This window comes from Vibrio coralliirubri (assembly GCF_024347375.1).
Taxonomy (GTDB): Bacteria; Pseudomonadota; Gammaproteobacteria; order Enterobacterales; family Vibrionaceae; genus Vibrio; species Vibrio coralliirubri.
This window is the reverse complement of sequence record NZ_AP025470.1, coordinates 1,775,438-1,799,630: the sequence shown is the minus strand read 5'-3', so window position 1 is coordinate 1,799,630 and position 24,193 is coordinate 1,775,438. Positions and strand designations below refer to the sequence as shown.

22 protein-coding genes are annotated in these 24,193 nt (G+C 45.0%); 12 read left to right on the top strand and 10 right to left on the bottom strand.

Annotation, left to right across the window (positions count from 1 at the left end):
• The first annotated feature begins 162 nt into the window (after positions 1-162).
• The gene (locus OCV20_RS08085) at positions 163-1,746 is read left to right on the top strand and encodes an ABC-F family ATPase (protein ID WP_086774447.1); all 1,584 of its coding nucleotides are present in this window, start codon (positions 163-165) and stop codon (positions 1,744-1,746) included.
• Positions 1,747-1,900: 154 nt separating this feature from the next.
• Here OCV20_RS08085 and OCV20_RS08080 read toward each other — a convergent pair whose 3' ends face one another.
• From OCV20_RS08080 to OCV20_RS08035, 10 genes are all read right to left on the bottom strand, one after another.
• Positions 1,901-3,790, bottom strand: a complete 1,890-nt coding sequence (locus OCV20_RS08080) for a methyl-accepting chemotaxis protein (RefSeq protein ID WP_086774443.1) — start codon at positions 3,788-3,790, stop codon at positions 1,901-1,903.
• A 362-nt stretch (positions 3,791-4,152) separates the two neighbouring features.
• On the bottom strand, positions 4,153-4,266 hold the full coding sequence (gene cydX, locus OCV20_RS08075; protein ID WP_004733754.1) for a cytochrome bd-I oxidase subunit CydX: 114 nt from the start codon (positions 4,264-4,266) through the stop codon (positions 4,153-4,155).
• 26 nt (positions 4,267-4,292) lie between these two features.
• Positions 4,293-5,429: a cytochrome d ubiquinol oxidase subunit II gene (cydB, locus tag OCV20_RS08070; RefSeq protein WP_050052530.1), complete on the bottom strand. Its 1,137-nt coding sequence runs from the start codon at positions 5,427-5,429 to the stop codon at positions 4,293-4,295.
• A 9-nt stretch (positions 5,430-5,438) separates the two neighbouring features.
• Positions 5,439-7,055: a cytochrome ubiquinol oxidase subunit I gene (locus OCV20_RS08065; protein WP_086774442.1), complete on the bottom strand. Its 1,617-nt coding sequence runs from the start codon at positions 7,053-7,055 to the stop codon at positions 5,439-5,441.
• Positions 7,056-7,163: 108 nt separating this feature from the next.
• Positions 7,164-7,772 (bottom strand): HvfX family Cu-binding RiPP maturation protein, encoded by a 609-nt coding sequence (locus OCV20_RS08060; RefSeq protein ID WP_017083666.1) that lies wholly within the window; start codon positions 7,770-7,772, stop codon positions 7,164-7,166.
• Positions 7,769-8,554, bottom strand: a complete 786-nt coding sequence (locus OCV20_RS08055; protein ID WP_046225232.1) for an HvfC family peptide modification chaperone — start codon at positions 8,552-8,554, stop codon at positions 7,769-7,771. Before OCV20_RS08055 ends, OCV20_RS08060 begins: the two co-directional genes overlap by 4 nt.
• Positions 8,547-9,431 (bottom strand): MbnB/TglH/ChrH family RiPP precursor modification enzyme, encoded by an 885-nt coding sequence (locus OCV20_RS08050; RefSeq protein WP_086774446.1) that lies wholly within the window; start codon positions 9,429-9,431, stop codon positions 8,547-8,549. The genes OCV20_RS08055 and OCV20_RS08050 overlap by 8 nt, the downstream gene beginning before the upstream one ends.
• A gap of 83 nt (positions 9,432-9,514) precedes the next feature.
• On the bottom strand, positions 9,515-9,829 hold the full coding sequence (locus OCV20_RS08045; RefSeq protein WP_004733741.1) for a hypothetical protein: 315 nt from the start codon (positions 9,827-9,829) through the stop codon (positions 9,515-9,517).
• 1 nt (position 9,830) lies between these two features.
• Complete coding sequence (locus OCV20_RS08040; protein WP_046225231.1) at positions 9,831-10,772, bottom strand: MBL fold metallo-hydrolase; 942 nt, start codon at positions 10,770-10,772, stop codon at positions 9,831-9,833.
• A 419-nt stretch (positions 10,773-11,191) separates the two neighbouring features.
• Positions 11,192-12,022 carry a formate dehydrogenase accessory sulfurtransferase FdhD gene (locus OCV20_RS08035; RefSeq protein WP_048611568.1) on the bottom strand — a complete coding sequence of 277 codons (831 nt, stop codon included), beginning with the start codon at positions 12,020-12,022 and terminating at the stop codon, positions 11,192-11,194.
• Positions 12,023-12,460: 438 nt separating this feature from the next.
• Between OCV20_RS08035 and OCV20_RS08030 the strand changes: the two genes are divergently transcribed.
• The 11 genes from OCV20_RS08030 (at position 12,461) to cobB (ending at position 24,107) form a co-directional block, all read left to right on the top strand.
• Complete coding sequence (locus tag OCV20_RS08030) at positions 12,461-12,925, top strand: DUF3305 domain-containing protein (RefSeq protein ID WP_050649915.1); 465 nt, start codon at positions 12,461-12,463, stop codon at positions 12,923-12,925.
• Positions 12,915-13,628 (top strand): DUF3306 domain-containing protein, encoded by a 714-nt coding sequence (locus tag OCV20_RS08025; RefSeq protein ID WP_086774441.1) that lies wholly within the window; start codon positions 12,915-12,917, stop codon positions 13,626-13,628. The genes OCV20_RS08030 and OCV20_RS08025 overlap by 11 nt, the downstream gene beginning before the upstream one ends.
• Positions 13,629-13,927: 299 nt before the next feature.
• Entirely contained in the window at positions 13,928-15,589 is a 1,662-nt protein-coding gene (locus OCV20_RS08020) for a 4Fe-4S dicluster domain-containing protein (protein WP_086774440.1), read from the top strand.
• Between the two features lie 9 nt (positions 15,590-15,598).
• Entirely contained in the window at positions 15,599-16,267 is a 669-nt protein-coding gene (locus tag OCV20_RS08015) for a TorD/DmsD family molecular chaperone (protein ID WP_414503110.1), read from the top strand.
• A 76-nt stretch (positions 16,268-16,343) separates the two neighbouring features.
• The gene (locus tag OCV20_RS08010) at positions 16,344-16,544 is read left to right on the top strand and encodes a twin-arginine translocation signal domain-containing protein (protein ID WP_004733728.1); all 201 of its coding nucleotides are present in this window, start codon (positions 16,344-16,346) and stop codon (positions 16,542-16,544) included.
• A gap of 10 nt (positions 16,545-16,554) precedes the next feature.
• Positions 16,555-19,410 (top strand): formate dehydrogenase subunit alpha, encoded by a 2,856-nt coding sequence (locus OCV20_RS08005; protein WP_086774438.1) that lies wholly within the window; start codon positions 16,555-16,557, stop codon positions 19,408-19,410.
• Between the two features lie 11 nt (positions 19,411-19,421).
• On the top strand, positions 19,422-20,030 hold the full coding sequence (gene fdh3B, locus OCV20_RS08000; protein ID WP_004742271.1) for a formate dehydrogenase FDH3 subunit beta: 609 nt from the start codon (positions 19,422-19,424) through the stop codon (positions 20,028-20,030).
• 13 nt (positions 20,031-20,043) lie between these two features.
• Entirely contained in the window at positions 20,044-21,117 is a 1,074-nt protein-coding gene (locus tag OCV20_RS07995; RefSeq protein ID WP_017068194.1) for a formate dehydrogenase subunit gamma, read from the top strand.
• Positions 21,101-21,517: a hypothetical protein gene (locus OCV20_RS07990; protein WP_010440849.1), complete on the top strand. Its 417-nt coding sequence runs from the start codon at positions 21,101-21,103 to the stop codon at positions 21,515-21,517. The genes OCV20_RS07995 and OCV20_RS07990 overlap by 17 nt, the downstream gene beginning before the upstream one ends.
• Before the next feature lie 376 nt (positions 21,518-21,893).
• Complete coding sequence (locus OCV20_RS07985) at positions 21,894-23,114, top strand: ammonium transporter (RefSeq protein ID WP_086774437.1); 1,221 nt, start codon at positions 21,894-21,896, stop codon at positions 23,112-23,114.
• 258 nt (positions 23,115-23,372) lie between these two features.
• A complete protein-coding gene (cobB, locus tag OCV20_RS07980; protein ID WP_048615943.1) occupies positions 23,373-24,107 on the top strand; it encodes a Sir2 family NAD+-dependent deacetylase in 735 nt (244 codons plus the stop codon).
• Positions 24,108-24,193: the final 86 nt, after the last annotated feature.

The window sequence follows — 24,193 nt, the reverse complement described above, 5'->3', positions numbered from 1 at the left end:
ACTTTTCGGCGATAAATAGAAAATCAAAAAGGTGAGTCAGCTCAAACTATGATTTGGCTAGGTTATCACTCACTTAATGGCCAGTAATTGCAATCAATACTTGCAGTTAAAGCCCTGAACAAGTAACGTTGCGGCGTTTTTCACATTAAAAAGGTAATGGCATTGATCTCCACAGCAAATATCACCCAACAATTCGGCGCTAAGCCACTTTTCGAAAATATTTCAGTTAAGTTCGGCGAAGGCAACCGCTACGGTTTAATCGGCGCGAATGGCTGTGGTAAATCGACGTTCATGAAGATCCTATCTGGTGAACTTGAGCCTAGTGCTGGTAACGTAAGCTACGATCCAAACGAGCGCGTTGCTAAGCTAAACCAAGACCAATTTGCTTACGAAGAATTCACGGTAATCGACACGGTTATCATGGGTCACAAAGAGCTTTGGGCTATTAAGCAAGAGCGTGACCGCATTTACTCTTTGCCAGAAATGAGCGAAGAAGACGGCATGAAAGTGGCTGACCTTGAAGTTCAGTTCGCTGAAATGGACGGCTACATGGCAGAAGCGAAAGCTGGTGAGCTTCTTCTAGCGGTAGGTATTGAAGAATCAATGCACTTCGGTCTGATGAGCGAAGTAGCACCGGGTTGGAAACTTCGTGTTCTATTGTCTCAAGTACTGTTTGCAGACCCGCATATCATGCTTCTTGACGAACCAACGAACAACCTGGACATGGACACCATCAAGTGGTTGGAAGATACGCTAAACCAACGTAACTGCACAATGATCATCATTTCGCACGACCGTCACTTCCTGAACTCTGTTTGTACACACATGGCTGACCTTGATTACGGCGAACTTCGTCTATTCCCAGGTAACTACGATGAGTACATGACGGCTGCGACTCAAGCTCGTGAGCGTCTATTGTCTGACAACGCTAAGAAGAAAGCACAAATTGCTGAACTTCAAACGTTCGTATCTCGTTTCTCTGCTAACGCATCTAAAGCGAAGCAAGCAACGTCTCGTGCTAAGCAGATCGATAAGATCCAACTAGACGAAGTTAAAGCGTCTAGCCGTCAAAACCCATTCATCCGTTTCGAACAGTCTAAAGAGCTATTCCGTAACGCACTTGTGGTTGAAAACCTATCTCAAGGTTTTGAAGAAGACCTATACAACAAGTTCGACGGTATTTTCGAAGTAGGTGAGCGTGTTGCTATCATCGGTGAGAACGGTGTGGGTAAAACAACACTACTTAACACACTAGCGGGCGCTCTTGAGCCTCGCACTGGTGAGTACAAGTGGTCTGAAAACTCAAACATCGGTTACTATGCTCAAGATCACGCACACGATTTCGAGACAGACATGAACCTGTTTGATTGGATGAGCCAATGGCGCCAAGAAGGCGAAGACGAGCAAGTTGTTCGTGGCTTCCTAGGTCGTATGCTATTTGGTCAAGACGACATTAAGAAATCTGTAAAGGTTATCTCTGGTGGTGAGCAAGGTCGTATGCTTCTTGGTAAGATCATGATGCATAAACCAAACATCCTGCTAATGGATGAGCCAACAAACCACATGGATATGGAATCTATCGAAGCGCTTAACTTGGCTCTTGAGAACTACAAAGGCACCTTGTTCTTCGTATCTCACGACCGTGTATTCGTAGACTCGCTTGCAACTCGTATCCTTGAAATCAAAGATGGCAAGATCAACGATTTCCGCAGTACTTACGCTGAGTTCTTGAAAGCTCGCGGCTAATACCGTGTAGCAAGAGCTAATACGTAATAACACGTTAGTACGTATTCAAAATTAGAAAGGCCTCTATCTTAGCAATCAGATAGAGGCCTTTTGTTTTTCTATACCACATAAATCAACTAGCTTGCGTCAATCGTCAATCGTCAATCGTTAATCACTAGTACTTAAACTGCGCGACAATCTTCTCTAGCTTCACACTCACGCTCGAGACTTGTTCACTGCAACGTACTGATCCAGAAACCACGGTATAGGTATCACTGGCAAGGTGAGCGATATCCGTAATGTTTCGGTCAATCTCAACCGAAACCATCGATTGCTCTTCGGACGCTGTTGAGATCTGACTGTTTAAGTCGAACATCTCGCCAACTTGGAAGTGTATTCCTTCTATCGCATTCACCACGTCTTTGGTTTGGCTTTTCACCAGCTCAGTTTGTTCTAAGCTCGCTGTCATCTTAGCAACGGTCTTGTCTATCCCAGTGGTTAAACCATGAATCGTTGATTCTATTTGATGGGTTGAGTCGTTAGTCATTAACGAAAGCTGTCGTACTTCCGAGGCAACCACAGCGAAACCTCGTCCATGATCGCCAGCACGCGCTGCTTCAATCGCAGCATTAAGTGCCAATAGGTTAGTTTGCTCAGCAATACCTTGAATGGTCGTCACCACCTGATTGATTTCACGGCTCTGTTCTTCAAGCTGAACGATGAGATCCTGAGACTCTGCGATGTTTTCTACCAAAACATTAATACTGTCGTTGGTTGATTGTGTTTTTTGTAGCGCTTGATGGGCATTTTCTTTGATCTTCTCGGCATTGGTTGCGGCATTTTCGATGTTCGCCGTCACCTCATTACTGGTCATCACTAACTCGTTAACTGCCGTCGCTACCGATTCAGATTGCTGCTTTTGTTTCTCTGCATTGCTCATGCTTTTGACTGCCGCTTCTTCAGAGCTGCATGAACTGTCTGTCAGCACCGTCATCACGCCGGATAGCTCTTTGATGTTACCGTGCAGTTTATCGATGAAGGTATCGAACGAGTGGGCAAGTTGAGCGAGCTCGTCGTTACCTTTGGCGTTCATTCTGACGGTTAAGTCTCCATCTCCATTTGCAATAGACTCCATCATCACGTTTATCGCTTTGATACGACCCAGGATGTTGCGACCGATGAATACCAATAACAGAGAAAGCAGAGCGACGATAGCTGCACCAAACAGATGTAACATGTTTTGTGTGTTTCTAACTGCCGCTGTAATCGCTTGGCTTATCTCATTCTGCACTTCTTCAATGGCTTGTTCCGTTTGATGAACATTGCTACGTAAGGCGCCTCTAAGCCCCAACTCTGAAGACAAACCTAGATTGCTGTTAGCAACCAACAGAGTTTCAATCGCAGCCTTATATTCGGAATAGGCTTGTTCAGTCGCAATCGAAGTTTGGGAGTAGGGTTCAAACTCAACAAGAGCATTAGTTAACGCCGCATTCGTTTGGCCATTAATATGTGCGAGGTAATGGAAGTCTTTTTCAATCAGCTCTAACAACGCAAGTTCCAGTGCCAAACTTGATTCTGATTCGATTGCTGATTTTAGCGCTGTTCTTTTTCCATCGAGAACTGCGACAAAGCCCAAAGGTGGGGTGGTGCGTTCGATGTCATTCACTTGATTAACGATCTGGTGGAACTGTTTCTGATATTGATGAAGGGTATCGGAGATCTTGGTCATTTGATCGGTCAGGTGAAGCTCGTGCGAGGTTAGGGTTTGGTTCAACGTCACCAATCTTTGATTCAATGTGTCAGCGGTTTTATCGAAACGCTCTGCGTATTTTTGATCGTGGCGAGACAAGAAGTCTTTCTCATGTCGCCTAAGCGTTAATAAATCGACTGAGCTTCTGAGGTTTTCGGTTGCAGCGATCTCCAATGATTCCAATTTGTCTAAGCTGAACTGCTCGTAGATGGCATAGATAAAAACAGAAATAAACAGGGTGAGGTTGATTAAAATAAACTTACTGCGAATAGAAAGAGACAGCAAACGATGCTGAGGTTCTGATGGATTGTTCATGGTTAACTCCCTTTAGCCGATGACGTTTCATGTCCATCTATGCTTAATAGTTATTAGATACATTTAAATGATGGATATGTAACTAATAGCCTATAGGATTGTTAAAGCAAGGTCGGTTGGTGGGGAAAGCAACTTAATCGATGATATGAACCAACTTAACGATTAACTTAGTAATTTGAAGAGTCTAGTTAGCTGGGTAAGATGAGGTTAAGCACATGAGATTAGATGCGAAAAGAAAAAGTCCTCATTAACACTCATGTCGGCGATCTTTGAAATCGCAGGCATCGCATTAAGTGAGGACTTTCAGTTATTTTAAGTAGTTAGCTTACTATCGAGTTAACAGTTGTTAGTAACTTTACCGATCAATTTTGTTCGTTTTGTTCATCGAGAAAGTCGGTGTGCTCTAACCACAGCGCATTAATGATTCCAAACGCGCAGGCGAGTAATACGCCCAGTACCCAACATAAATACCACATAGGTTATCCTCCTATTTCATCTTTAATTAATACAGTGACGAGCTGTTATCGTGAATGTATTGGCTGTCTAGTCGACCGAACATTTTGTAGTAACACCAGATTGTGTAACCCAAAATAATTGGCACCACGATAACTGCCACAACCGAGATAATGCTCAGTGTTAACTCACTCGATGTTCCGTCCCACAGCGTTAAGCTGTGCGATGGCATCAAGCTAGATGGCATGATCATTGGGAATAGGGCAACGCCCGCTGTCGTTATGATGCTTGCTATCGATAAGCTCGACGAAGCGAAGGCCAAACCAGCGCGGTTAAGTCGAGTCATCACTGCACAACTCAGCATTCCGATGATGCCTAGAGCAGGGATTCCCCAAAGTACTGGATAGTTTTCGTAGTTATGTAACAGTAAGTCATCAAACTTCATGACATGTTTTAGCAACGGGTTTGAAACACCATCAGTCACAACTGGGCTAGTAATCAGGTAACCCGGAAGTGTATACGCGTATATCCCACCAACAATAAACAGTCCGACAGTGACAAGCGCCATGCATACGATCACTTTCTGCGCGCGTTGTTTTAAATCACCCGTCGTTTTCATCTGTAGGAATGCCGCGCCTTGCGTGACAACCATCGCCAAGCTCACCAAGCCACATAGCAGTGGGAAAGGCGTGAGTAGATCCCAGAAACCACCTTGGTATGACATCATTAGCAATTCGTTAAATTCAAACGGAACACCAATCATCAAGTTACCGAAACCAACACCAAAGATAACCGGAGGAATGAAGCCACTGACGATAAGTGCAATATCACACGCTTTCTTCCATTGTGGGTTGTCGATTTTAGCGCGGTAATCCATACCGAGCGGTCTTAACCACAAGGTCGCCAACACGATAATCATGGCTAAATAGAACCCGGAGAACGCAGCCGCGTAGATTGCAGGCCATATCGCAAAGATAGCGCCACCCGCGGTAACCAACCATACTTGGTTGCCATCCCAGTGAGGGGCAATCGAGTTAATCATGATTCGTCGGTCAACTTCTGACTTCCCTAGAACAGGGAGCAACGCCGCAACGCCCATGTCGAAACCATCGGTAATGATAAAACCGATCAACAACACGCCAATAACTGCCCATGTAAACAGGCGAAGATTTTCGTAATCAAACATCTGAATTCCTTAATGAAGGTCGATAGTTTTATCTAGCTGACGCGGTGCGCTTTGCTCACCTGTAATGGCTAGATCTTGGTTTGATTGCTCATGGTGATAGCGACCCGTTTTCAGTGCGCTCGGGCCCATTTTTGCAAACTTAACCATCAGGAACATTTCTACAATCAGGAATGCGGTGTAGAACAAGTAAACCAATCCGATAGAGATCCATAAACTTGAAGCGGGTAGATTAGAAGCCGCCATGTTTACTGGCAGAATTTCACCAATAGCCCAAGGCTGACGACCGTATTCCGCAACAAACCAACCGGCTTCACAGGCAATCCAAGGTAGTGGAATCGCGCATATTGTTGCTTTCAGTAACCAACGGTTGGTACCAATCTTACGACGACAAATTTGTACGAATGAAAGACCAATGATGGCAAACATCAAGACGCCACACACCACCATGATGCGGAAGCTCCAGAACAGAGGGGCAACCGTGGGGATTGTGTCTTTGGCTGCTTGTTTGATCTGTTGCTCTGTTGCATCCACTACGTTATCGCTGTATTTCTTAACCAGTAATCCATAACCTAAATCATGTTTAACCGATTCAAAATCATCGATATTTTGTTGTGATTTATCACCAGAACGCAGTTTTTCTAATAGCCCATAAGCTAAGATACCGCTGCGAACACGTTCTTCATTCTTTGCCAATAGATCACGAATGCCGACAACTGGCGTATCCAAAGATCGCGTTGCGATAATACCCATCACATAAGGGATCTTAATCGCGTAGTCCGTTTCCATGGTTTCTTGATTCGGGAAGCCGAACAGTGTGAATGAGGCAGGGGCTTCTTCTGTGTACCATTCAGCTTCAATAGCCGCTAGCTTCACCTGTTGAACATCACCCAATTCATAACCAGATTCATCGCCTAGCATCACTGTCGACACAATCGCAGCCATACCAAAAGCACTTGCTACTGCAAATGAACGACGAGCGAACGGTAAATCACGCCCTTTAAGCATGTAGTAAGCACTGATACCCATGATAAATAGCGCGCCGGTTGTGTAACCTGCCGCAACGGTATGTACGAACTTCACTTGAGTCACTGGGTTGAAGATCACTTCGACGAAGTCTGTCATCTCCATACGCATGGTTTCGAAGTTAAACTCTGCGCCCACTGGGTTTTGCATCCAGCCATTGGCCATCAGAATCCACAGACCAGAGAAGTTCGAACCCAACGCCGTCAACCACGTTACCGATAAGTGCTGACGCTTAGAAAGCTTGTCCCAACCGAAGAAGAACATACCGACTAAGGTTGATTCCAAGAAAAACGCAATCAAGGCTTCAATGGCCAGCGGAGCGCCAAAGATATCGCCTACGTAATGCGAGTAATAAGCCCAGTTAGTACCGAACTGGAATTCCATGGTTAAGCCGGTAGCAACACCGACAGCAAAGTTAATACCAAACAACTTACCCCAGAACTTGGTCATGTCCTTGTAGATGGTTTTGTTGGTCATGACATACAGCGATTCCATCACTGCGAGTAAGAAGGAGAGGCCTATAGTTAGGGGGACGAATATAAAGTGATAAAGAGCGGTACTTGCGAATTGAAACCGCGACAGATCAACGACATCTGTAAGCATAAAAACTCCTTCCCGCCACGAGTGTGACGGGTAAGATAATGGAAAATAAGATGATAATTAGAGAGAACTAATTAAGGGTTTTACATGTAGCTGTGTGAAAAGAATCTATTACCAACGAAGTGCTTTGTTTTGTTTTTTAGAGAACTGTTTACGCAGCCAGTAATCTGCACTCACGTAACGGCCACCACCGTAAACAAGCAGTACTAACAACATCACGAAGTAGGTTCCTGCGAACTCCATACCGTTGTTCAGCATTACCGGGTCGCCAAGTTCTGTGATGTAGTTGTAACGACCTGGGAAGTTAACCGCGAGCCATTCGATGAAGCCGTTAAGACGAACGGTTGCTTCCATACCACCAGTCGCAATCGCATCCCAACCGTGTTTCCAGTGAACCATTGCACTTGCTACGCTCATCATGAAAATCATTGGAATCGAGATAAAGCGAGTAAACAGACCTAACGCGATACAGATACAACCTAATACTTCGGTCGCTGCCGCTAGAAATGCCAGTAGCTCAGGGAAGGGAAGGTTAAGACCACCGTCGGCTGCTGAAGCACCAAACCATGCCACTGTTCCCGAGAAGCCCAGCACTTTAGAGCGTGCACCGACATAAATCACCGGAATCAAATAAAGACGTACTGAAAGTAGTACTAAGTAATCGTATTGTTTGCATTTTTCGACAATAGCGTCGTACCAGCTGAGGGCTGACTTAATCATAATTTTTCTCCTAAAGAGTGAACGCCAATCAGTTCAACTTCACTGAAATGTTCGACCCAATTAATAAACTCGAATCTCGCCAATTGTTGAGCAATTATTTGTTTTATATCGGCTAAAGAACGATTTGGTTGTTGTTGAATTATTTGAATAATCGCAACATCAATTTCTCTTAGTTTTATCGTGTTGACGCGTTGGTCACGGTCGCGATAAATCGCGTAATAAATGGGGTGTCGCCTTTGTGTTAGAAACGTCAGTGACTCACCATGAACAAGGAAAGGTACCTGTACGAGCTTCATCGTACTGTTGACTAACAAACCCAATTGAAGCTGTTGTTCATCAACACGAAGGTCACCCGTCCATGACATCGGCAATACTTGCTTTGAAGCGTCAATCTCAACGCAAAAGGCACACCATTCATACTCCAACACCGCTAGCTGGTCGGCTGTAAGATCATGACTCGCACTCAAAGTAGACAAATCACTCAGATTAGACATACCCATTGGTTGAGTGCGACGCTGGATAAAGCTGACAAACTCAGTGGCTATATGATGAAACTCTGGCTCTGAGGCGTAATGCACGACAACAAACTCATCAACCAATATCAGTAGTTGGTCTTGGTCGACTTGCTGGCAAAACAGCGGGAATGTGTTGTTCAATACACCAAATACGTTGTCTCTAATGAACTCGCTGTATCGACACACTGCGTTGTCTTCAAGTGGCGAACGTATCAGTGCGGTTAGTGCGTGTGTTTGAGTAATCATCATGCTAGGAGGGTTATGCATAAACCAACTCCTGATTCATTGGGCGATGAGCAACACCAGCATCTAGAACCTGACTGTGCATCGTTCGTAATTCCTCAGTCAGCACGACCAAAGGCGGTACGTTGTTGTCTCTTTCGAGCAATAACGGTTTACTGCCATGAATAGAGAAGGTGTAACGCGCCAAGTCAATAACCGCTTGCTGTACCGGCATACCGTGGGTATCAATCAGCGATTTGTTACTTCCACCTGAGCCATCACTTTCAACTAAATGCCCAGCAATGTGGTAGTAGCGAATAGCATCGCTTGGTAAAGCCTTAAGCATTTCAGCGGCATCAAAGTGGTGGTTCTGACTGTTCACGTAGAGATTGTTGATGTCGACCAACAACTCACAGCCACTGCGCTTTGCTATTTCAGCGACAAACTCACCCTCAGGCATCTCATCTCCGTAGTTGTGGTAATAAGAGATGTTCTCCATTACCAAAGGACGTTGAATGATGTCTTGGACTTGCTTGATTCTGTCCGCTAAATAGCCGATGTTTTCTGCGTGACGTGGCACGGGTAACAGTTCATACAGATACCCTTGGCTGTCTCGAGAGAAGCTCAAATGCTCGCTGTATACCTGAATATTCAGTTCATCGAGAAATTGACCAACCTGACGTACAAACTTCGTGTTAAGCGGCTGACAATCTCCAATGGATAAGCTTAAACCGTGTGCGATCAAAGGGTATTGCTTCGCTATATCCTGTAGTTGTTCGCGCTTAAGACCACCTAAGCTCATCCAGTTCTCGGGAGCCAATTCCAGAAAATCAATATCAGGGTGCTTTGGGGAACGAGCGAGCAGTTCAATATGCTCACTGCGTAGCCCAATGCCTTTGTCTGTATTCTGAATGGTTCGCACTTTATGGTTTAACTCGCTGCTTTTAGGGGCTTGGTCATTTGATGCTAAAGCCTTAGTTTTTAAAGCTTTAGTTTTATGCGTTTCTACTGGCCACATACTCCACCTGTCACCTTGCTATTCGCCGTTAGGATGCGCTCTTTGCTTGGCGAGATACCTTCAGCCGTTAAGCCACATTTCCCGTCACGAGCGCGCACTAAACGGTCTTGAGGGTTGCTTGTCAGTTCCGCTTTTTCGAAGCGTTTTTCTGTACCACATTTACCCGCAGCACATTTACCACCGTGTCCTGAAGATTGTTTAGCTTCAACAGGGGCTTCGGCAGGTGCATCAGCAAATGCCATTGCAGAGTTAAGGCTAATCACAGACGTGATCGCGATTGATAGGGCGATTTTGTTGTTCATATTATTTCTCCTTTACAGCAGACATAGGGAAGCTCGCTAAATCACGACCAGACATGATTGGTCCGTCGTAGTATTCGCGTACAATTTTGATTGATTCAGATTTGCGCTTAAGGCCTAGACCCATCCAGTGGTTAAGTACCAACATTTTTGGATTGATCTCTTTCGCAATTTCACCAATGACAGAAGGCTTAGCGTGCATGAATGTAGAGACACCATCAGCTTGTTCATGAATCGCCATTGGCATCATCATGATGTCGGCACCACGAGCGAAATCTAAGAACGCCGGGTTGCTACCGTTTTGGTCAGCTGAAATCACCATCACGCCTTCTTCACTTTCTATTCGGTAAGCGAGACAAGGCACATCACCATGAGGAATACCCAGAGCAGTGATTTTCAAACCATCTTTTTCGTAAACGACGGTTGGCACTGTGGATTGATAGTCAACATCGGTAAGATTGACTGGGAATAGACCATCGGTTCCATCGTATAAGCCAGCAAGGTAAGCGTATGCGCCATGGTCTGGGTCAAAGTTCGCTGCAAAGTAACCGTTGAGGCTTGGGAAGGCAGAACCTGCGGCTGGACCTGAAATCTCCAACGCCTTTTCACGTTCAAAGAAGTAGCCGCCTTTAAGAAGAGCGGGCATGTCATTGACGTGATCGGTATGGAAGTGAGTGATACCCATGAAATCTAGGTCTTCAAGTTTTGCACCCGCTTGACCGAAACGCAGGTAAACACCGCCACCGGCATCAATCATGATTCGTGATTTGCCTTTCCACCATACGATTTCACCTGATGATGCACGTAGGTCATCCGAGATAGGACCACCCGAACCCAGTATTTGTAATGTAAAGTCGGTATCGACCGGCTTAAGTTCAATTGCGTGACAGTTGGCGCCCAAGGTCAATCCAAGAGCTATTGCTAAAGCTTTTAAAGGCTGTTTCATATTGTTATCCAATTCTTTTTTCTTATGTGTTTTCTTCGAAGTGAGCATTCAAAGAAGTGAAACTTTCGCCAAGCAGCACGATAAGTGCGTGCTTCGTTCTGTTCACGGAGCATAAGATAAAGAATTGTTAATGTTTGGTATATCTAGTAATTTTGAAATCAACGTTAAGTAAAACTAAACGGCAATATTAAGCGCGTTCTGTTGCTGAAATAATGTGCAGAAAGGGTGGTAACAGCGAACTGGCTGTTAAAATTATGCGAATAGAATGATGGAGCAAGCAGAGGGAACAGTAAGGAGAGTAAATCGAATAGAGGACACAAAAGAAAAAGGTGCAAGCCTTCGCCTACACCTTATATAAGTTCACCAGAAAACTAGCTTTAGATAGCATTTGCCTTTAGAGAAGTGTGCCTTTAAAGAACTTACGCTGATTGTTCGCCTTTAACATCAAAGTCGATCTTGTCTGCACCCGTGAACACTTGGAAGCGTAAACCTTTAGCGCGAGCAATGGTTGTGATGCCGAACTTCTGAGCCAAGTCTAAACCCATTTGCGTTACGCCAGAACGTGATAGCAAAACAGGGATACCCATCTGAGCAACCTTAATCACCATCTCAGACGTTAAACGGCCTGTGGTATAGAAGATCTTGTCTTCACCGGTCTCTTTGTTAAGCCACATCTCACCAGCCAACGTATCAACGGCATTGTGTCGACCAACATCTTCAACAAACGATAGAACCTTGTCGTCTTTGCAAACCGCACAACCGTGCACTGCGCCTGCTTTCTTGTAGGTATCGTTGTAATGAGTCAACGCTTCAAGCGCTGTATAGATTTCAGATTGTTTAATCTTGTTTTGAGGCACTTGGTAATCTTCCAACTGCTTCATTACGTTGCCATACATGGTGCCCTGACCGCAGCCAGAGGTTACTGTCTTCTTCTTAAGCGCTTGCTCAAGTTGGCTCGTGTCTTCTTTGGTGATAACCGCAGCAGAGCTGGTTTCCCAATCGATGATAATGGATTCAACCGCTTCGGGATCGGAAAGGAAGCTTTGGTTCTTCAAATAGCCTAATACTAATGACTCAGGACGAGAGCCCAATGTCATTAAGGTTACGATCTCTTTCCAGTTCAACATCACGGTAAGAGGGCGCTCACACGCGATCTGTTTTGTTAGCTTTTCGCCATATTCATCAAACACTTCAACCTCGATTGTCTGAAGTGGGTTCTCACTGGTTTTTATTATGTTTGGTTTTACCACAGTCATTTCCTACTTAATGAGATAGCGATTTTATGAGATAAGAAGTCAACAAGAGCAATAAGGCTCTCATTCATCAATGCGCTAGTTTGTTAGTTCGCTATAGCCTAGGTTTCGATTATCGTTTCGAACATGCCATAGCTCTGTGAATAACATTAGCGAATTAGCTAAAGCAAATCTTATTCCAAAATAACGGGGATTGATGGAAACATGAAGCATTAGATTAAAATAGCGCAAAATATGAGAGTTCACCGGGTGGAGTTGTCTGAAATAACCAGTATCGACTAACGTTATAGTGACAACTTGATAACGAACGCTATAGATACGCTCTCGCAGTTAATCCGTATTGGCGTGTTTATTGCTTTATGGGGTGTATATGAATGCACACAGTACAAAATGTCCTAAGTGCATTCAGACCAAAGAAAATCAATTGGGTGAAGTATGTCTGAGATAAAAGAATTCAAAGAACAATATGAAAAAACAGAAGCAGCTTGGCCAATCGGTGTCCAAAGAATAGAGAAAGAGATCAAAACAGGTATCTGGGTAACGACGCAATGGGAATTGACGGGGTTTGAACTGTCGCCAGAAGATAATGCCCAAGACGTTTGTTTGCTCCAACTACATAAAGACGAGCGTACAGACTATCGTTTCAACCTCAGCTCGCAGCAACCTAAGCTTTTCTTAGTAATGGATAATGTTGATTCTGGCGTTAAGCCCGTCATTCAGTTACTTACAGCATCACAAACCGTTGCAGGGCAATACATGGACGGTGACAACCAAGTCCTTTCATACGACATTCCATTGCCTGTACAAGCTTGGATGGAAGCATTCATCGGTCGTCATGGCGAGTTATTAGAAGCAAGACGTAAGAAACGTAAAGGCGCGGGTCGATCAAATGGCAACTAACTTTTTTAGCCGTTGGTCTCAACGAAAGCTTGATGAATCGACCGACCAACCATTAGAAGCGCAACAAACTCTTGAGGAAACTGAGCTTACTTCCGCAAAGACTTCGTCTGCTGCTTCATCTATAGACGCAGAAACATCGGAGTCATTAGAGCGTGAGACTTTAGAAAATGGTGCTCTAGAAAATGAGTCTCCAGAACAGAATGAAGACGCTCATGCTGTCGATTCTCAAGCTATTGAATCTCAGGAGATAGCATCAGAAACGACTGAAGACTTGTCTGTTGCTCAATTATTGGTGTCAGAAGCCTCAGAGAGCGTAAAAAAAGCGGCATTGCGTAAATTATTCCTCTCAGAAGAGTTCAACATTCGTGATGGTTTAGATGATTACGACGACGATTACAGTAATTTGAAGTCTCTTTCTGAAGGGGTTGCGGAAACCTTGCGTGATTGGGTTAAAGACAAAACGGAAGAAGAAACTGCGCCAGAAGAAGAGCAAGTCATTGATAATAAAGACGAAGATGAGGTTTTAGAAAATTCTGAAAGCGATCTTGAGGTATCTGATCATGAATTTGAAACGTCAGAAAGTGCCGAAATAACCGAACAAGAAAATGAACTGTATAAAAACACAGTATCAGATAATAACGCTACAGTGTCAGACGAAGCTGACCTGAAAGAGATGGGACAAAATATACCACACAAAGAATAGGTACATTTTGACTAAACACTCAATGAACCGCTTGCGACAAAATGTCCCAAGCGGTTTTTTTATACGCACAATAAACGCTATAAAGGATTAAATTACTGATATATAAGGCATATTAAATTGGCATGGCATTTGCTAAATAACGTTCATTATCAACTTTTTTGTAGATAGACGAGTTCACGGTCTGACCAACGACACACTGGCTAAAGGGTTAGTTGTTAACGGATTACTCAGCAAGTTCTCTATCGCTTACTACAATGAAGGTTGAACAGATTATCCATGTCCAAAGATGGAACTGAGCAATGCTTAAACAATTATTAGAACAAGCAACTTCAAATAACGCTAAAGCAAGACTGTATGCATTTGAAAATACAGTTGAGTTAACAAATCTGATTCCACCTACTGTTAGCTACGAAAGCGGCGGTAATACTCTTGTCATTGGTCCAACTGCGATCATTGAAAGTGCTGCGGCTCAATTACCTCAATTGACGAGCCTAACCTTATTGTCAACAGACGGTGAAAAGGGCACAAACCCAGAACTGTACTTCGCGAATTCGGTTCAAGTATCCGGTTTCCTTGGCACGTTTGAAGTTGTAATCGAAAGTAAAGGCACATCAAGCAACCTAGCGAAGATCGCGATTAATCACGATTGTTTCGATGTTGTTCTAGACCTATGTCTGAATAGCTGCATGACAGAAGAAGTGCCAGTACCGGGTTATTACCCAGTAGGCCGTGGCTATCCAAAACTGGCTGAAGCACTGGAAGAGATTCCAACGCTTATGGGCACATTTGATAAGCCTAAGTTCTTCCGTCTAGACACTGACCTTTGCGCGCACAGTTCTCGTGGCGTAAAAGGCTGTGAGCGTTGTGTAGATGCTTGTCCTGCTGGCGCACTATCAAGTGAAGGCTCTGATAAGACGGGTCACAAGATCGAGATTAACCCTTACCTATGTCAAGGCGTTGGTACTTGTGCAACAAGCTGTCCTACAGAAGCTATTACCTATGCGCTTCCAAACCCTGACGATACTCAAAAGTTTATTGAGCGTACGCTAGCGAACTATGAGCAAGCGGGCGGTCTGGATCCAATCGTACTTATCTGTAGCTCTCGTCATGAGACTTACAATGTGATGGCGCTAAAAGCACTGCCAGATAACGTGATTCCAATCGTTGTTGAAGAACTGCCTTCTATTGGTATCGATACTTGGTTTGCAGCGTTAGTGAATGGCGCAACTCAAGTCCTGTTTGCTGCTTCTCGTTTTATGCCAGAAACCATCATTCGTGTTCTGAATAACGAAGTAGGGATCGCTCAAGAGTTACTAGACCAAATCGGTGTTCCAAAAGAAACCATCGATATCCTATATTTAGAATCTCTACGTGAAGGTCCTCCAACTCTGTGTGTAGATTCATTCGATCTTGCACTTGGTGATCTTCAAGGCAATAAGCGTCAACGCCTGTTCACAGCACTTGATGCAATGTCTTCATCTCGAATTCCAGTTGAGAACATTGTTGAGCTTCCTTCGAATGCGCCATATGGCACGGTTTCGTGTGAAAGCAAAGATTGTACTTTGTGTATGAGCTGTGTGGCGGTTTGTCCTACGCGTGCTCTTCACACCGACGGCGCATCTCCATCACTTAAGTTTGTAGAACAAGACTGTATTCAATGTGGTCTGTGTGAAAAGGCGTGTCCTGAAAATGTTCTGACTCTAACGCCTCGTATGAACTGGGTGAAAGAAGAACGTCAGAAGGCCGTTGTGATTCATGAAGAGAAAGCAGCGGAATGCATTCGTTGTCATAAGCCATTCGCACCGCAGTCTATGATTGACATGTTACAAAATAAGTTACGCGGTCACTCTCATTTTTCAGACGAATCAGCAATCAATCGTATTGCGATGTGTGAAGACTGCCGTGTGATAGATATGTTTGATTCGATGGCTCAAGACCCATTGAAACAACTGAAATACTAGGAGTTGGCATTGGATACTCATTTAGATCAAGCACAAACACCTGAGCTCGCAAAAGAATTAAAGCAAGAACAGACACTAAGAACTGAAATCTATTTGGTTCTTTCTGCATTGTTTCGTAGCGCGCCTTCTGAAGAGGTGATTGATTTCCTAAAGACGCTAGACATTGAAGCGTCTGAGAGCGCAATGCAAAAAGCTTGGATTGCGATTCAACAAGCGGCAACGGAATCAAATCGCGAAGCATTAGAAGACGAATATCAAGACCTGTTCATTGGCATTGGCCGTGGAGAGATTGTTCCATTTGGTTCTTGGCATAGAACTGGCGCCATGATGGAAAAACCATTGGCAGAGATACGTCATGATTTAGAGCTTTTAGGCATTGAGCGTGATGATCAGGTGAAAGAGCCAGAAGATCATATTGCTGCATTGTGTGAAGTAATGGCCATGCTAACCGGTGAAGAAGAAGCGCTTCAACAAGCCGTTTTCAATAAGCATCTTGGCCCTTGGTTCAACTCTTTTACGCGTCAGCTTGAAAGTGCAGAAAGTGCGAATTTCTACCAAACAGCGGCTCAGCTGTGTGAAGCATTCCTAACGTTAGAGCAAGTGCGTTTTAGCGTTAATACCAAAAGCAGTAAGCATAAATTAAAGATTGATGTGAAAAACGTCACTGATTACGAGTAATCGAGCAGTACGCGATTATATCGATAGAGGGGCATTAAGCCTCCAAAAAGATCTACCGTAAGGTAAGGAAGCAATGATGAAAGATAATAAAGAAATAAACACAAGCCGTAGGGACTTACTCAAAGGCTTAACGACTGCAGCCGTTGCTGGTGCCGTTGTCGCTGGTACAACGAAAGTGGCAACTGCTTCAGAAACGGTTGAAATGCCGAAAGAAGACATGAAGAAGACGGGCTATCGTGAAACGCAACACATTCGCGATTACTACGACACACTTTAGGAGATAACGGATGAAACTTGTCAAACGCTCCGATAGTGTGAGCAAAGAAACCAATCAACTGGGTGTGTCTCGACGTGCCTTCATGAAAAACACTTCACTAGCCGCTGGTGGCGCGGTAGTAGGCGCAAGTCTATTCGCTCCGGGTATGATGAAAAAGGCGCAAGCTAAATCAGTCGATCCAGAAGCGAAAACAGAAGTGAAACGTACTATCTGTTCTCACTGTTCTGTGGGCTGTGGTATTTACGCTGAAGTTCAAAACGGTGTTTGGACAGGTCAAGAGCCTGCGTTCGATCACCCATTCAACGCTGGTGGACACTGTGCGAAAGGTGCAGCTCTGCGTGAACACGGCCACGGTGAACGTCGTCTTAAGTACCCAATGAAATTGGAAGGCGGTAAGTGGAAGAAGCTTTCTTGGGAACAAGCGATTGAAGAGATCGGCAACAAAGCGCTAGAACTTCGTAAAGAGTCAGGCCCTGATTCCGTTTACTTCCTAGGTAGTGCAAAACACAGTAATGAGCAAGCTTACGCATTCCGTAAGATGGCGTCGCTTTGGGGTACCAACAACGTTGACCACCAAGCGCGTATTTGTCACTCAACCACAGTAGCCGGTGTTGCAAACACTTGGGGTTACGGTGCGATGACAAACTCGTTCAATGACATGCACAATTGTAAGTCGATGCTGTTCATTGGTTCGAACCCTGCAGAAGCTCACCCAGTTGCGATGCAACATATCTTAATCGCGAAAGAGAAGAACAACTGTAAGATCGTTGTTGCGGATCCTCGTCGTACGCGTACTGCTGCGAAATCTGATCACTATGTTTCTCTTCGCCCAGGTTCAGACGTTGCGTTTATCTGGGGTGTGTTATGGCATGTCTTTGCTAACAAGTGGGAAGACCAAGAATTCATCCGCCAACGTGTATTCGGCATGGACGAGATCCGTGAAGAAGTTGCGAAGTGGAACCCAGCAGAAGTTGAGCGTGTAACAGGCGTTAGCGAAGAAGACGTTTACCACACAGCAAAACTGCTTTCAGAGAACCGTCCGGGTTGTATCGTTTGGTGTATGGGTGGTACTCAACATACTACGGGTAACAACAACACACGTGCTTACTGTGTACTTGAGCTTGCGCTCGGTAACATCGGTAAATCAGGTGGCGGTGCAAACATTTTCCGTGGTCACGATAACGTACAAGGCGCAACTGACCTTGGCGTACTATCAGACACACTACCGGGTTACTACGGCTTGTCTGAAGGTTCTTGGCGCCATTGGTCTAAAGTTTGGGATATCGACTTTGACTGGGTTAAAGGGCGATTTGACGACAACGCATACGGTGGTCAAAAACCAATGAACAGTGCAGGTATTCCTGTCTCTCGTTGGGTTGATGGCGTGCTTGAAGACAAAGACAAGATTCGTCAGCGCGAAAACATCCGTGCCATGTTCTACTGGGGTCACGCGGTGAACTCTCAGACTCGTGGTCCAGAGATGAAGAAGGCGATGCAGAAGCTGGATATGATGGTTATTGTTGACCCATACCCAACAGTTGCAGCGGTAATGAACGATCGTACCGACGGCGTTTACTTGCTTCCTGCAACCACTCAATTTGAAACCTACGGCAGTGTAACGGCATCAAACCGTTCTCTACAGTGGCGTGACAAGGTTGTTGATCCTCTGTTCGAATCTAAGCCTGACCACGAAATCATGTACCTTCTTTCTAAGAAGCTTGGTTTCTCTGATCAGCTGTTCAAAAACATCCGTGTTGAGAACAACCAACCATTGATTGAAGACATCACACGTGAATTCAACAAAGGTATGTGGACGATCGGTTACACAGGTCAAAGCCCAGAGCGTTTGAAAGAGCACCAACAAAACTGGCACACGTTCCACAAAACCACGCTTGCTGCAGAAGGCGGCCCAGCGAATGGCGAGACTTACGGTCTGCCTTGGCCATGTTGGGGCAACCCAGAGATGAAACACCCAGGTACGCATATCCTTTACGATACGTCTAAGACTGTCGCTGAAGGTGGTGGTAACTTCCGTACTCGTTTCGGTGTCGAATTTGAAGGTCAAAGCCTATTGGCGGAAGACAGCTACTCAAAAGGCAGCGAAATCAAAGATGGTTACCCAGAGTTCAGTGACAAACTACTGAAGCAACTGGGTTGGTGGGATGACCTAACAGCAGAAGAGAAAGCCTCTGCTGAAGGTAAAAACTGGAAGACTGACGTTTCTGGCGGCATTCAACGTGTGGCTATCAAGCATGGTTGTATTCCTTTTGGTAACGCGAAAGCGCGTGCGATTGTTTGGACATTCCCAGACCGCGTACCACTGCACCGTGAACCACTTTACACACCGCGTCGTGACCTAGTTACTGACTACCCAACATGGGATGACAAGGAAGCAATCTTCCGTGTTCCTACGTTGTACAAGTCAATCCAAGAGCAAGACAAGTCTGGTGAATACCCGATTATTCTTACTTCTGGTCGTCTGGTTGAATACGAAGGTGGTGGTGAAGAAACTCGTTCTAACCCTTGGCTAGCAGAACTGCAACAAGAGATGTTTGTTGAAGTGAACCCGAAAGATGCAAACGACATTGGCTTTAAAGATGGCGATGACGTTTGGGTTGAGGGTGCTGAGAAGGGCCGAATTAAGGTTAAAGCGATGGTAACTCGTCGTGTGAAACCGGGTCTGGCGTTCATCCCATTCCACTTCGGTGGTAAGTTCGAAGGCGAAGATTTGCGTTCTAAGTATCCAGAAGGCACTGATCCTTACGTTATTGGTGAAGCTGCTAACACAGCAACCACATACGGTTACGACCCTGTCACGTTGATGCAGGAAACGAAAGTAACCCTTTGTAATATTCGTAAAGCGTAAGGAGTCTTAAAATGGCTAGAATGAAATTTCTTTGTGACACCAAGCGTTGTATCGAATGTAACGGTTGTGTCACTGCATGTAAGAATGAAAATGATGATGCTCTGGAATGGGGTATTCAGCGTCGCCGCGTTGTAACACTAAACGACGGTGAACCGGGTGAAAACTCTATCTCAGTAGCGTGTATGCACTGTACTGATGCACCATGTATGGCAGTTTGTCCTGCGGACTGTTTTGAACATACAGAAGACGGCATCGTACTTCACAATAAAGATCTGTGTATCGGTTGTGGTTACTGCTTGTTTGCTTGTCCGTTTGGCGCACCGCAATTCCCTAAACAGGAAGCATTTGGTGAGCGCGGTAAGATGGACAAATGTACGTTCTGTGCAGGTGGCCCTGAAACAGAGCCAGGTTCTGTTGAAGAGCGTCAGAAGTACGGTGCGAACCGTATCGCTGAAGGCAAACTACCAATGTGTGCTTCTTTATGTTCAACCAAAGCACTGCTAGCGGGTGATGCAGAGAAAGTCTCTGATGTATTCCGTCAGCGTGTTGTTGAACGTGGTGCGAAAGGTGCAGGTTGGACAGACGGCAACGACCTTTCTTACGATGCGACTAAGAGCTAAGTAGGAGAGACATATGCTTACAATGTTTAAGCGTCTCTTCCTTGTTGTGCTGCCGATGTTGGCAGCACTAACAATGCTTTCTCCTATGAGTCATGCATCTGAGACGAACTCATCACAAACTCAATCGAGCTCTGCTCAACGAGAAATCACACAACTTGCTGGCGCTGATTTTTGGCGACAAGTAAGAAATGGTGAGGAAGGTTACACCACATCTCAATCAGCTGAGCATGGTGTGTTGATCAGTACTCCGGGTCAAACGTGGTACATATTGAAAGAGAAGTGGATGTCACCAGCCGGTGCCGTCGCTATCTTTGGCAGTATTGCTTTCGTGACTTTGATGTACGTTGTGATTGGCCCGCTAATGCTAAGTGCACCAAGAACCGGCCGTAAGATCAAACGTTGGTCTCGACTAGACCGTGCCTTGCACTGGAGTATGGCGTTTACCTTCTTAACACTGGCGTTCAGTGGTTTGATGTTGGTTTACGGTAAGCACTTCTTGAAGCCGTATATACCAACGGACCTTTGGGGCTTCATCGTTCTATTGGCGAAGCAATACCACAACTACATCGGCCCGATTTTCTATGTGCTGTTGATGGCTGTTCTCATCAAGTGGTGGCGCAAGTCTATCTTCAAGATGGTCGATGTCCAGTGGTTCATGAAACTGGGCGGTATGGTTGGGAAACATAAAGGTTCTCATCCATCTGCAGAGTTTTCGAACGCGGGTGAAAAAGCGCTGTTCTGGCTCTTGATTGTAATGGGTAGTGTCGCTGCGATCAGTGGCTTGGTTTTAGACTTCCCAATCTTCGGTCAAACGCGTCGTGATATGGAGCTTTCAAACCTAGTCCACATGTTGGCTGCTTTGATCCTTATCTGTGGCTTTGTGTTCCACATCTACATCGGCTTGTTCGGTATGGAAGGTGCACTAGAAGGCATGGTAACAGGCGAAGTTGATGAAACTTGGGCAAAAGAGCACCATGACCTTTGGTACAAAGAAGTGATGGAACAAGAGAAAAACGGCGTTGAACAAAGCGCTAACGCAGCAACAGAGAAAACGGAAGGGGTGAATAAGAATGAACAAACCTCATAAAGGTATTTGGGTTGCTTACATCCTAAGCTGCTTTACACCATTTACTTGTCTTCTCTCTGGTGTGATTGCCATTATCTACGCAGGCTATCGTTTAGATAAAGGTGAAGACGGCGAAGTAGTGGATACCCATTACTACGGCTTGATTCGCTCGTTCTTCTTGAACCTGACGTTCTTTGTTGTGCTTATCGTCACGGTAGCGACCTCAAACGGCGTGTTAATTGGTGTGAACGATTACTGGTATCAAAACCACATTATCGATGACATCGCTTACTACATCCCGTATGTAGGCATGTTGTTTGGTGGTGTTGCGATTGTAGTTTGGTTTATTCGTATGTATCAAGGTATGCAGCGTTTAAGTCAAAACCTACCGCAAAACCCGACAACAGGTCCAAACTTGTAGTCGAGTATTGGCTCATTAGATAGCGAATTATCCAGCACAATAATCCTTTTGAAAGCCCAATGATTTCGGTCATTGGGCTTTTTGTTTCTAATCAGCAACGAAACTTAATGAAGCATGGTATTGACCGCTTCAATATGGTGCAACTCCCTTAATTGGTGCAATTCTTGTTTCCATTTTCACGCTTATTAAGAACCAAGAAAGTGCACTGATAAATTTATGCACTATTAATCAGTAAGTTAAAAGCAAAAACTGTTGCACGAAAATTACACCACACACTTGGAACGCATCTTGCGTTCACTGTTGAGTCTTTAATTAATTACAACATTGAATCGCACGATATCAGTGCAAATCAGATAAAGCGAAGGAGAATGCTTTAATGAGTGAAACGGTGACTCAAGTTCATAGTGCAGTACAAACCCTTACCCAAAGTTCAGATACTTTATTCCTATTACTCGGTGCCATCATGGTTTTCTTGATGCACGCTGGCTTTGCATTTCTAGAAGTCGGTACCGTTCGAAAGAAGAACCAAGTAAACGCGCTCGTTAAGATCCTGTCGGATTTTGGTGTCTCCGCCATTGCTTACTTCTTTATCGGTTACTGGGTTGCTTACGGTGCACACTTTTTTGCAGACGCAGAAACACTGTCGCAAGGCAACGGGTATGAGCTGGTGAAGTTCTTCTTCCTTATGACATTCGCTGCGGCAATCCCAGCGATCGTTTCAGGCGGTATCGCAGAGCGTGCACGTTTCTACCCAATTTTGATTGCGACACTGTTTACGGTTGGTTTCATCTATCCATTTTTTGAAGGCATCATTTGGAACGGCAACTTTGGATTCCAAGATTGGCTAGAAGGCCAGTTTGGTTATGGGTTCCATGACTTCGCAGGCTCTGTAGTGGTTCACGGAGTAGGTGGTTGGATTGCTTTGGTTGCGGTTTACTTCCTAGGGATGCGTAAAGGTCGAATCCGTGCGGGTAAACACACTAACTTTGCACCATCGAACATTCCTTTCCTAGCACTAGGTTCTTGGATCTTATGTGTGGGTTGGTTTGGCTTTAACGTGATGTCTGCACAAGCAATCAACGGCATCAGCGGCCTAGTGGCGATGAACTCACTCATGGCTATGGTTGGCGGTATTCTTGCGGCTCTAGTTGCAGGTAAAAATGACCCAGGTTTCATCCACAATGGTCCTTTGGCTGGTCTCGTCGCTATTTGTGCGGGCTCAGATTTAATGCACCCATTGGGCGCTTTGGTGACGGGCGGCGTGGCAGGCGCGCTGTTTGTTTACCTATTTACTTACATGCAAAACAAAACACAGATCGATGATGTACTGGGTGTATGGCCTCTGCACGGCGTATGTGGTGCTTGGGGTGGCGTTGCAGCAGGTATCTTCGGTTCGCAAACATTCTGGGGGCTAGGGGGCGTGAGCTTTGCTTCTCAAGTTGTCGGTACACTAGCGGGTATTGCTGTGGCATTGATTGGCGCAATGATTGTTTATGGTGTGTTGAGCAAACTAACAGGCCTGCGTTTAAGTGAAGAAGACGAATTCAACGGCGCGGATCTTTCAATCCATAAGATCTCGTCTATCAACGAAGACTAACGTCGTTCACTTTGATGGGTTTAAGCTCATCAAGTAGGCATCAGTTAAACAGAACTAAGCGGCTTCGGTCGCTTTTTTTGGTTCTGTGAAAAGCTAAACCAAGAGTTTGAGTAACAACGGCAGTATCCATCAAGCGAGTTATGTCACAAATATCCAATGAATTCAGTTGCCTAAGACTATGGTCTAATCCCTAAAACTATTGTTGGAATTTGAACAGTGCTAAGCTGTTACAAAGTGACATATTGAAAAGGACGTTGTATGCATTTCCCATATCGAAATATCGTAATTCTTACTGGCGCTGGCATCTCTGCGGAGTCGGGGATACAAACATTCCGAGCACAAGACGGGCTATGGGAAAACCATAAAATCGAGGATGTCGCGACCCCAGAAGGGTTTGCTAAAGATCCCGACTTGGTTCAAGCATTCTATAATAAACGTCGCCATGGCTTACAAGGTGAGAGCATTCAACCAAACTCCGCCCATAAGGCGCTAGGTGAGCTCGAAGACAAACTTGATGGCAAAGTAACAATCATCACTCAGAACATCGACAACCTACACGAGAGAGGCGGTAGCAACAACATTATTCACATGCACGGTGAACTTTTAAAAGCACGTTGCAGTGAATCGAATCAAGTTATCGAGCATAAAGGTGACATCGAAACCGGTGAACTTTGTCACTGCTGTCAAATTCCAGCGCAGATGCGCCCTCATATTGTGTGGTTTGGCGAGATGCCGTTAAGAATGGGTGACATCTATTCAGCACTGGAAGAAGCAGATCTGTTTATCTCTATCGGAACGTCAGGTGTCGTTTATCCAGCGGCAGGCTTTGTTCATGATGCGAAAATGCATGGTGCGCATACCATCGAGATAAACCTCGAACCTAGTGCGGTTGAAAGTGAATTTGAAGAGAAGCGTTACGGCAAGGCGAGTATCGAGGTGCCTAAACTGGTTGGCGAGCTGTTATGTTCAGAGAAGGGCTCTCTAACGGCTTAAAACTTCCTAATCCGTTATCAATGGCAAATGTACATCGGCTTTAAGAACACTAGAGTCACATGTATGTTTGCTTTTTTGTTTCTACT

What these genes read in the sequence shown, in the direction of transcription:
- OCV20_RS08025 (WP_086774441.1), top strand. Translation starts at nt 12,915, where the DNA reads ATGGCAACTAACTTTTTTAGCCGTTGGTCTCAACGAAAGCTTGATGAA.
- OCV20_RS08080 (WP_086774443.1), bottom strand. Translation starts at nt 3,790, where the DNA reads ATGAACAATCCATCAGAACCTCAGCATCGTTTGCTGTCTCTTTCTATT.
- OCV20_RS08060 (WP_017083666.1), bottom strand. Translation starts at nt 7,772, where the DNA reads ATGATTAAGTCAGCCCTCAGCTGGTACGACGCTATTGTCGAAAAATGC.
- OCV20_RS08010 (WP_004733728.1), top strand. Translation starts at nt 16,344, where the DNA reads ATGAAAGATAATAAAGAAATAAACACAAGCCGTAGGGACTTACTCAAA.
- cydB (WP_050052530.1), bottom strand. Translation starts at nt 5,429, where the DNA reads ATGTTTGATTACGAAAATCTTCGCCTGTTTACATGGGCAGTTATTGGC.
- OCV20_RS07985 (WP_086774437.1), top strand. Translation starts at nt 21,894, where the DNA reads ATGAGTGAAACGGTGACTCAAGTTCATAGTGCAGTACAAACCCTTACC.
- OCV20_RS08005 (WP_086774438.1), top strand. Translation starts at nt 16,555, where the DNA reads ATGAAACTTGTCAAACGCTCCGATAGTGTGAGCAAAGAAACCAATCAA.
- OCV20_RS08040 (WP_046225231.1), bottom strand. Translation starts at nt 10,772, where the DNA reads ATGAAACAGCCTTTAAAAGCTTTAGCAATAGCTCTTGGATTGACCTTG.
- cobB (WP_048615943.1), top strand. Translation starts at nt 23,373, where the DNA reads ATGCATTTCCCATATCGAAATATCGTAATTCTTACTGGCGCTGGCATC.
- OCV20_RS08030 (WP_050649915.1), top strand. Translation starts at nt 12,461, where the DNA reads ATGTCTGAGATAAAAGAATTCAAAGAACAATATGAAAAAACAGAAGCA.
- fdh3B (WP_004742271.1), top strand. Translation starts at nt 19,422, where the DNA reads ATGGCTAGAATGAAATTTCTTTGTGACACCAAGCGTTGTATCGAATGT.
- OCV20_RS08055 (WP_046225232.1), bottom strand. Translation starts at nt 8,554, where the DNA reads ATGCATAACCCTCCTAGCATGATGATTACTCAAACACACGCACTAACC.
- cydX (WP_004733754.1), bottom strand. Translation starts at nt 4,266, where the DNA reads ATGTGGTATTTATGTTGGGTACTGGGCGTATTACTCGCCTGCGCGTTT.
- OCV20_RS07995 (WP_017068194.1), top strand. Translation starts at nt 20,044, where the DNA reads ATGCTTACAATGTTTAAGCGTCTCTTCCTTGTTGTGCTGCCGATGTTG.
- OCV20_RS08045 (WP_004733741.1), bottom strand. Translation starts at nt 9,829, where the DNA reads ATGAACAACAAAATCGCCCTATCAATCGCGATCACGTCTGTGATTAGC.
- OCV20_RS08065 (WP_086774442.1), bottom strand. Translation starts at nt 7,055, where the DNA reads ATGCTTACAGATGTCGTTGATCTGTCGCGGTTTCAATTCGCAAGTACC.
- OCV20_RS07990 (WP_010440849.1), top strand. Translation starts at nt 21,101, where the DNA reads ATGAACAAACCTCATAAAGGTATTTGGGTTGCTTACATCCTAAGCTGC.
- OCV20_RS08020 (WP_086774440.1), top strand. Translation starts at nt 13,928, where the DNA reads ATGCTTAAACAATTATTAGAACAAGCAACTTCAAATAACGCTAAAGCA.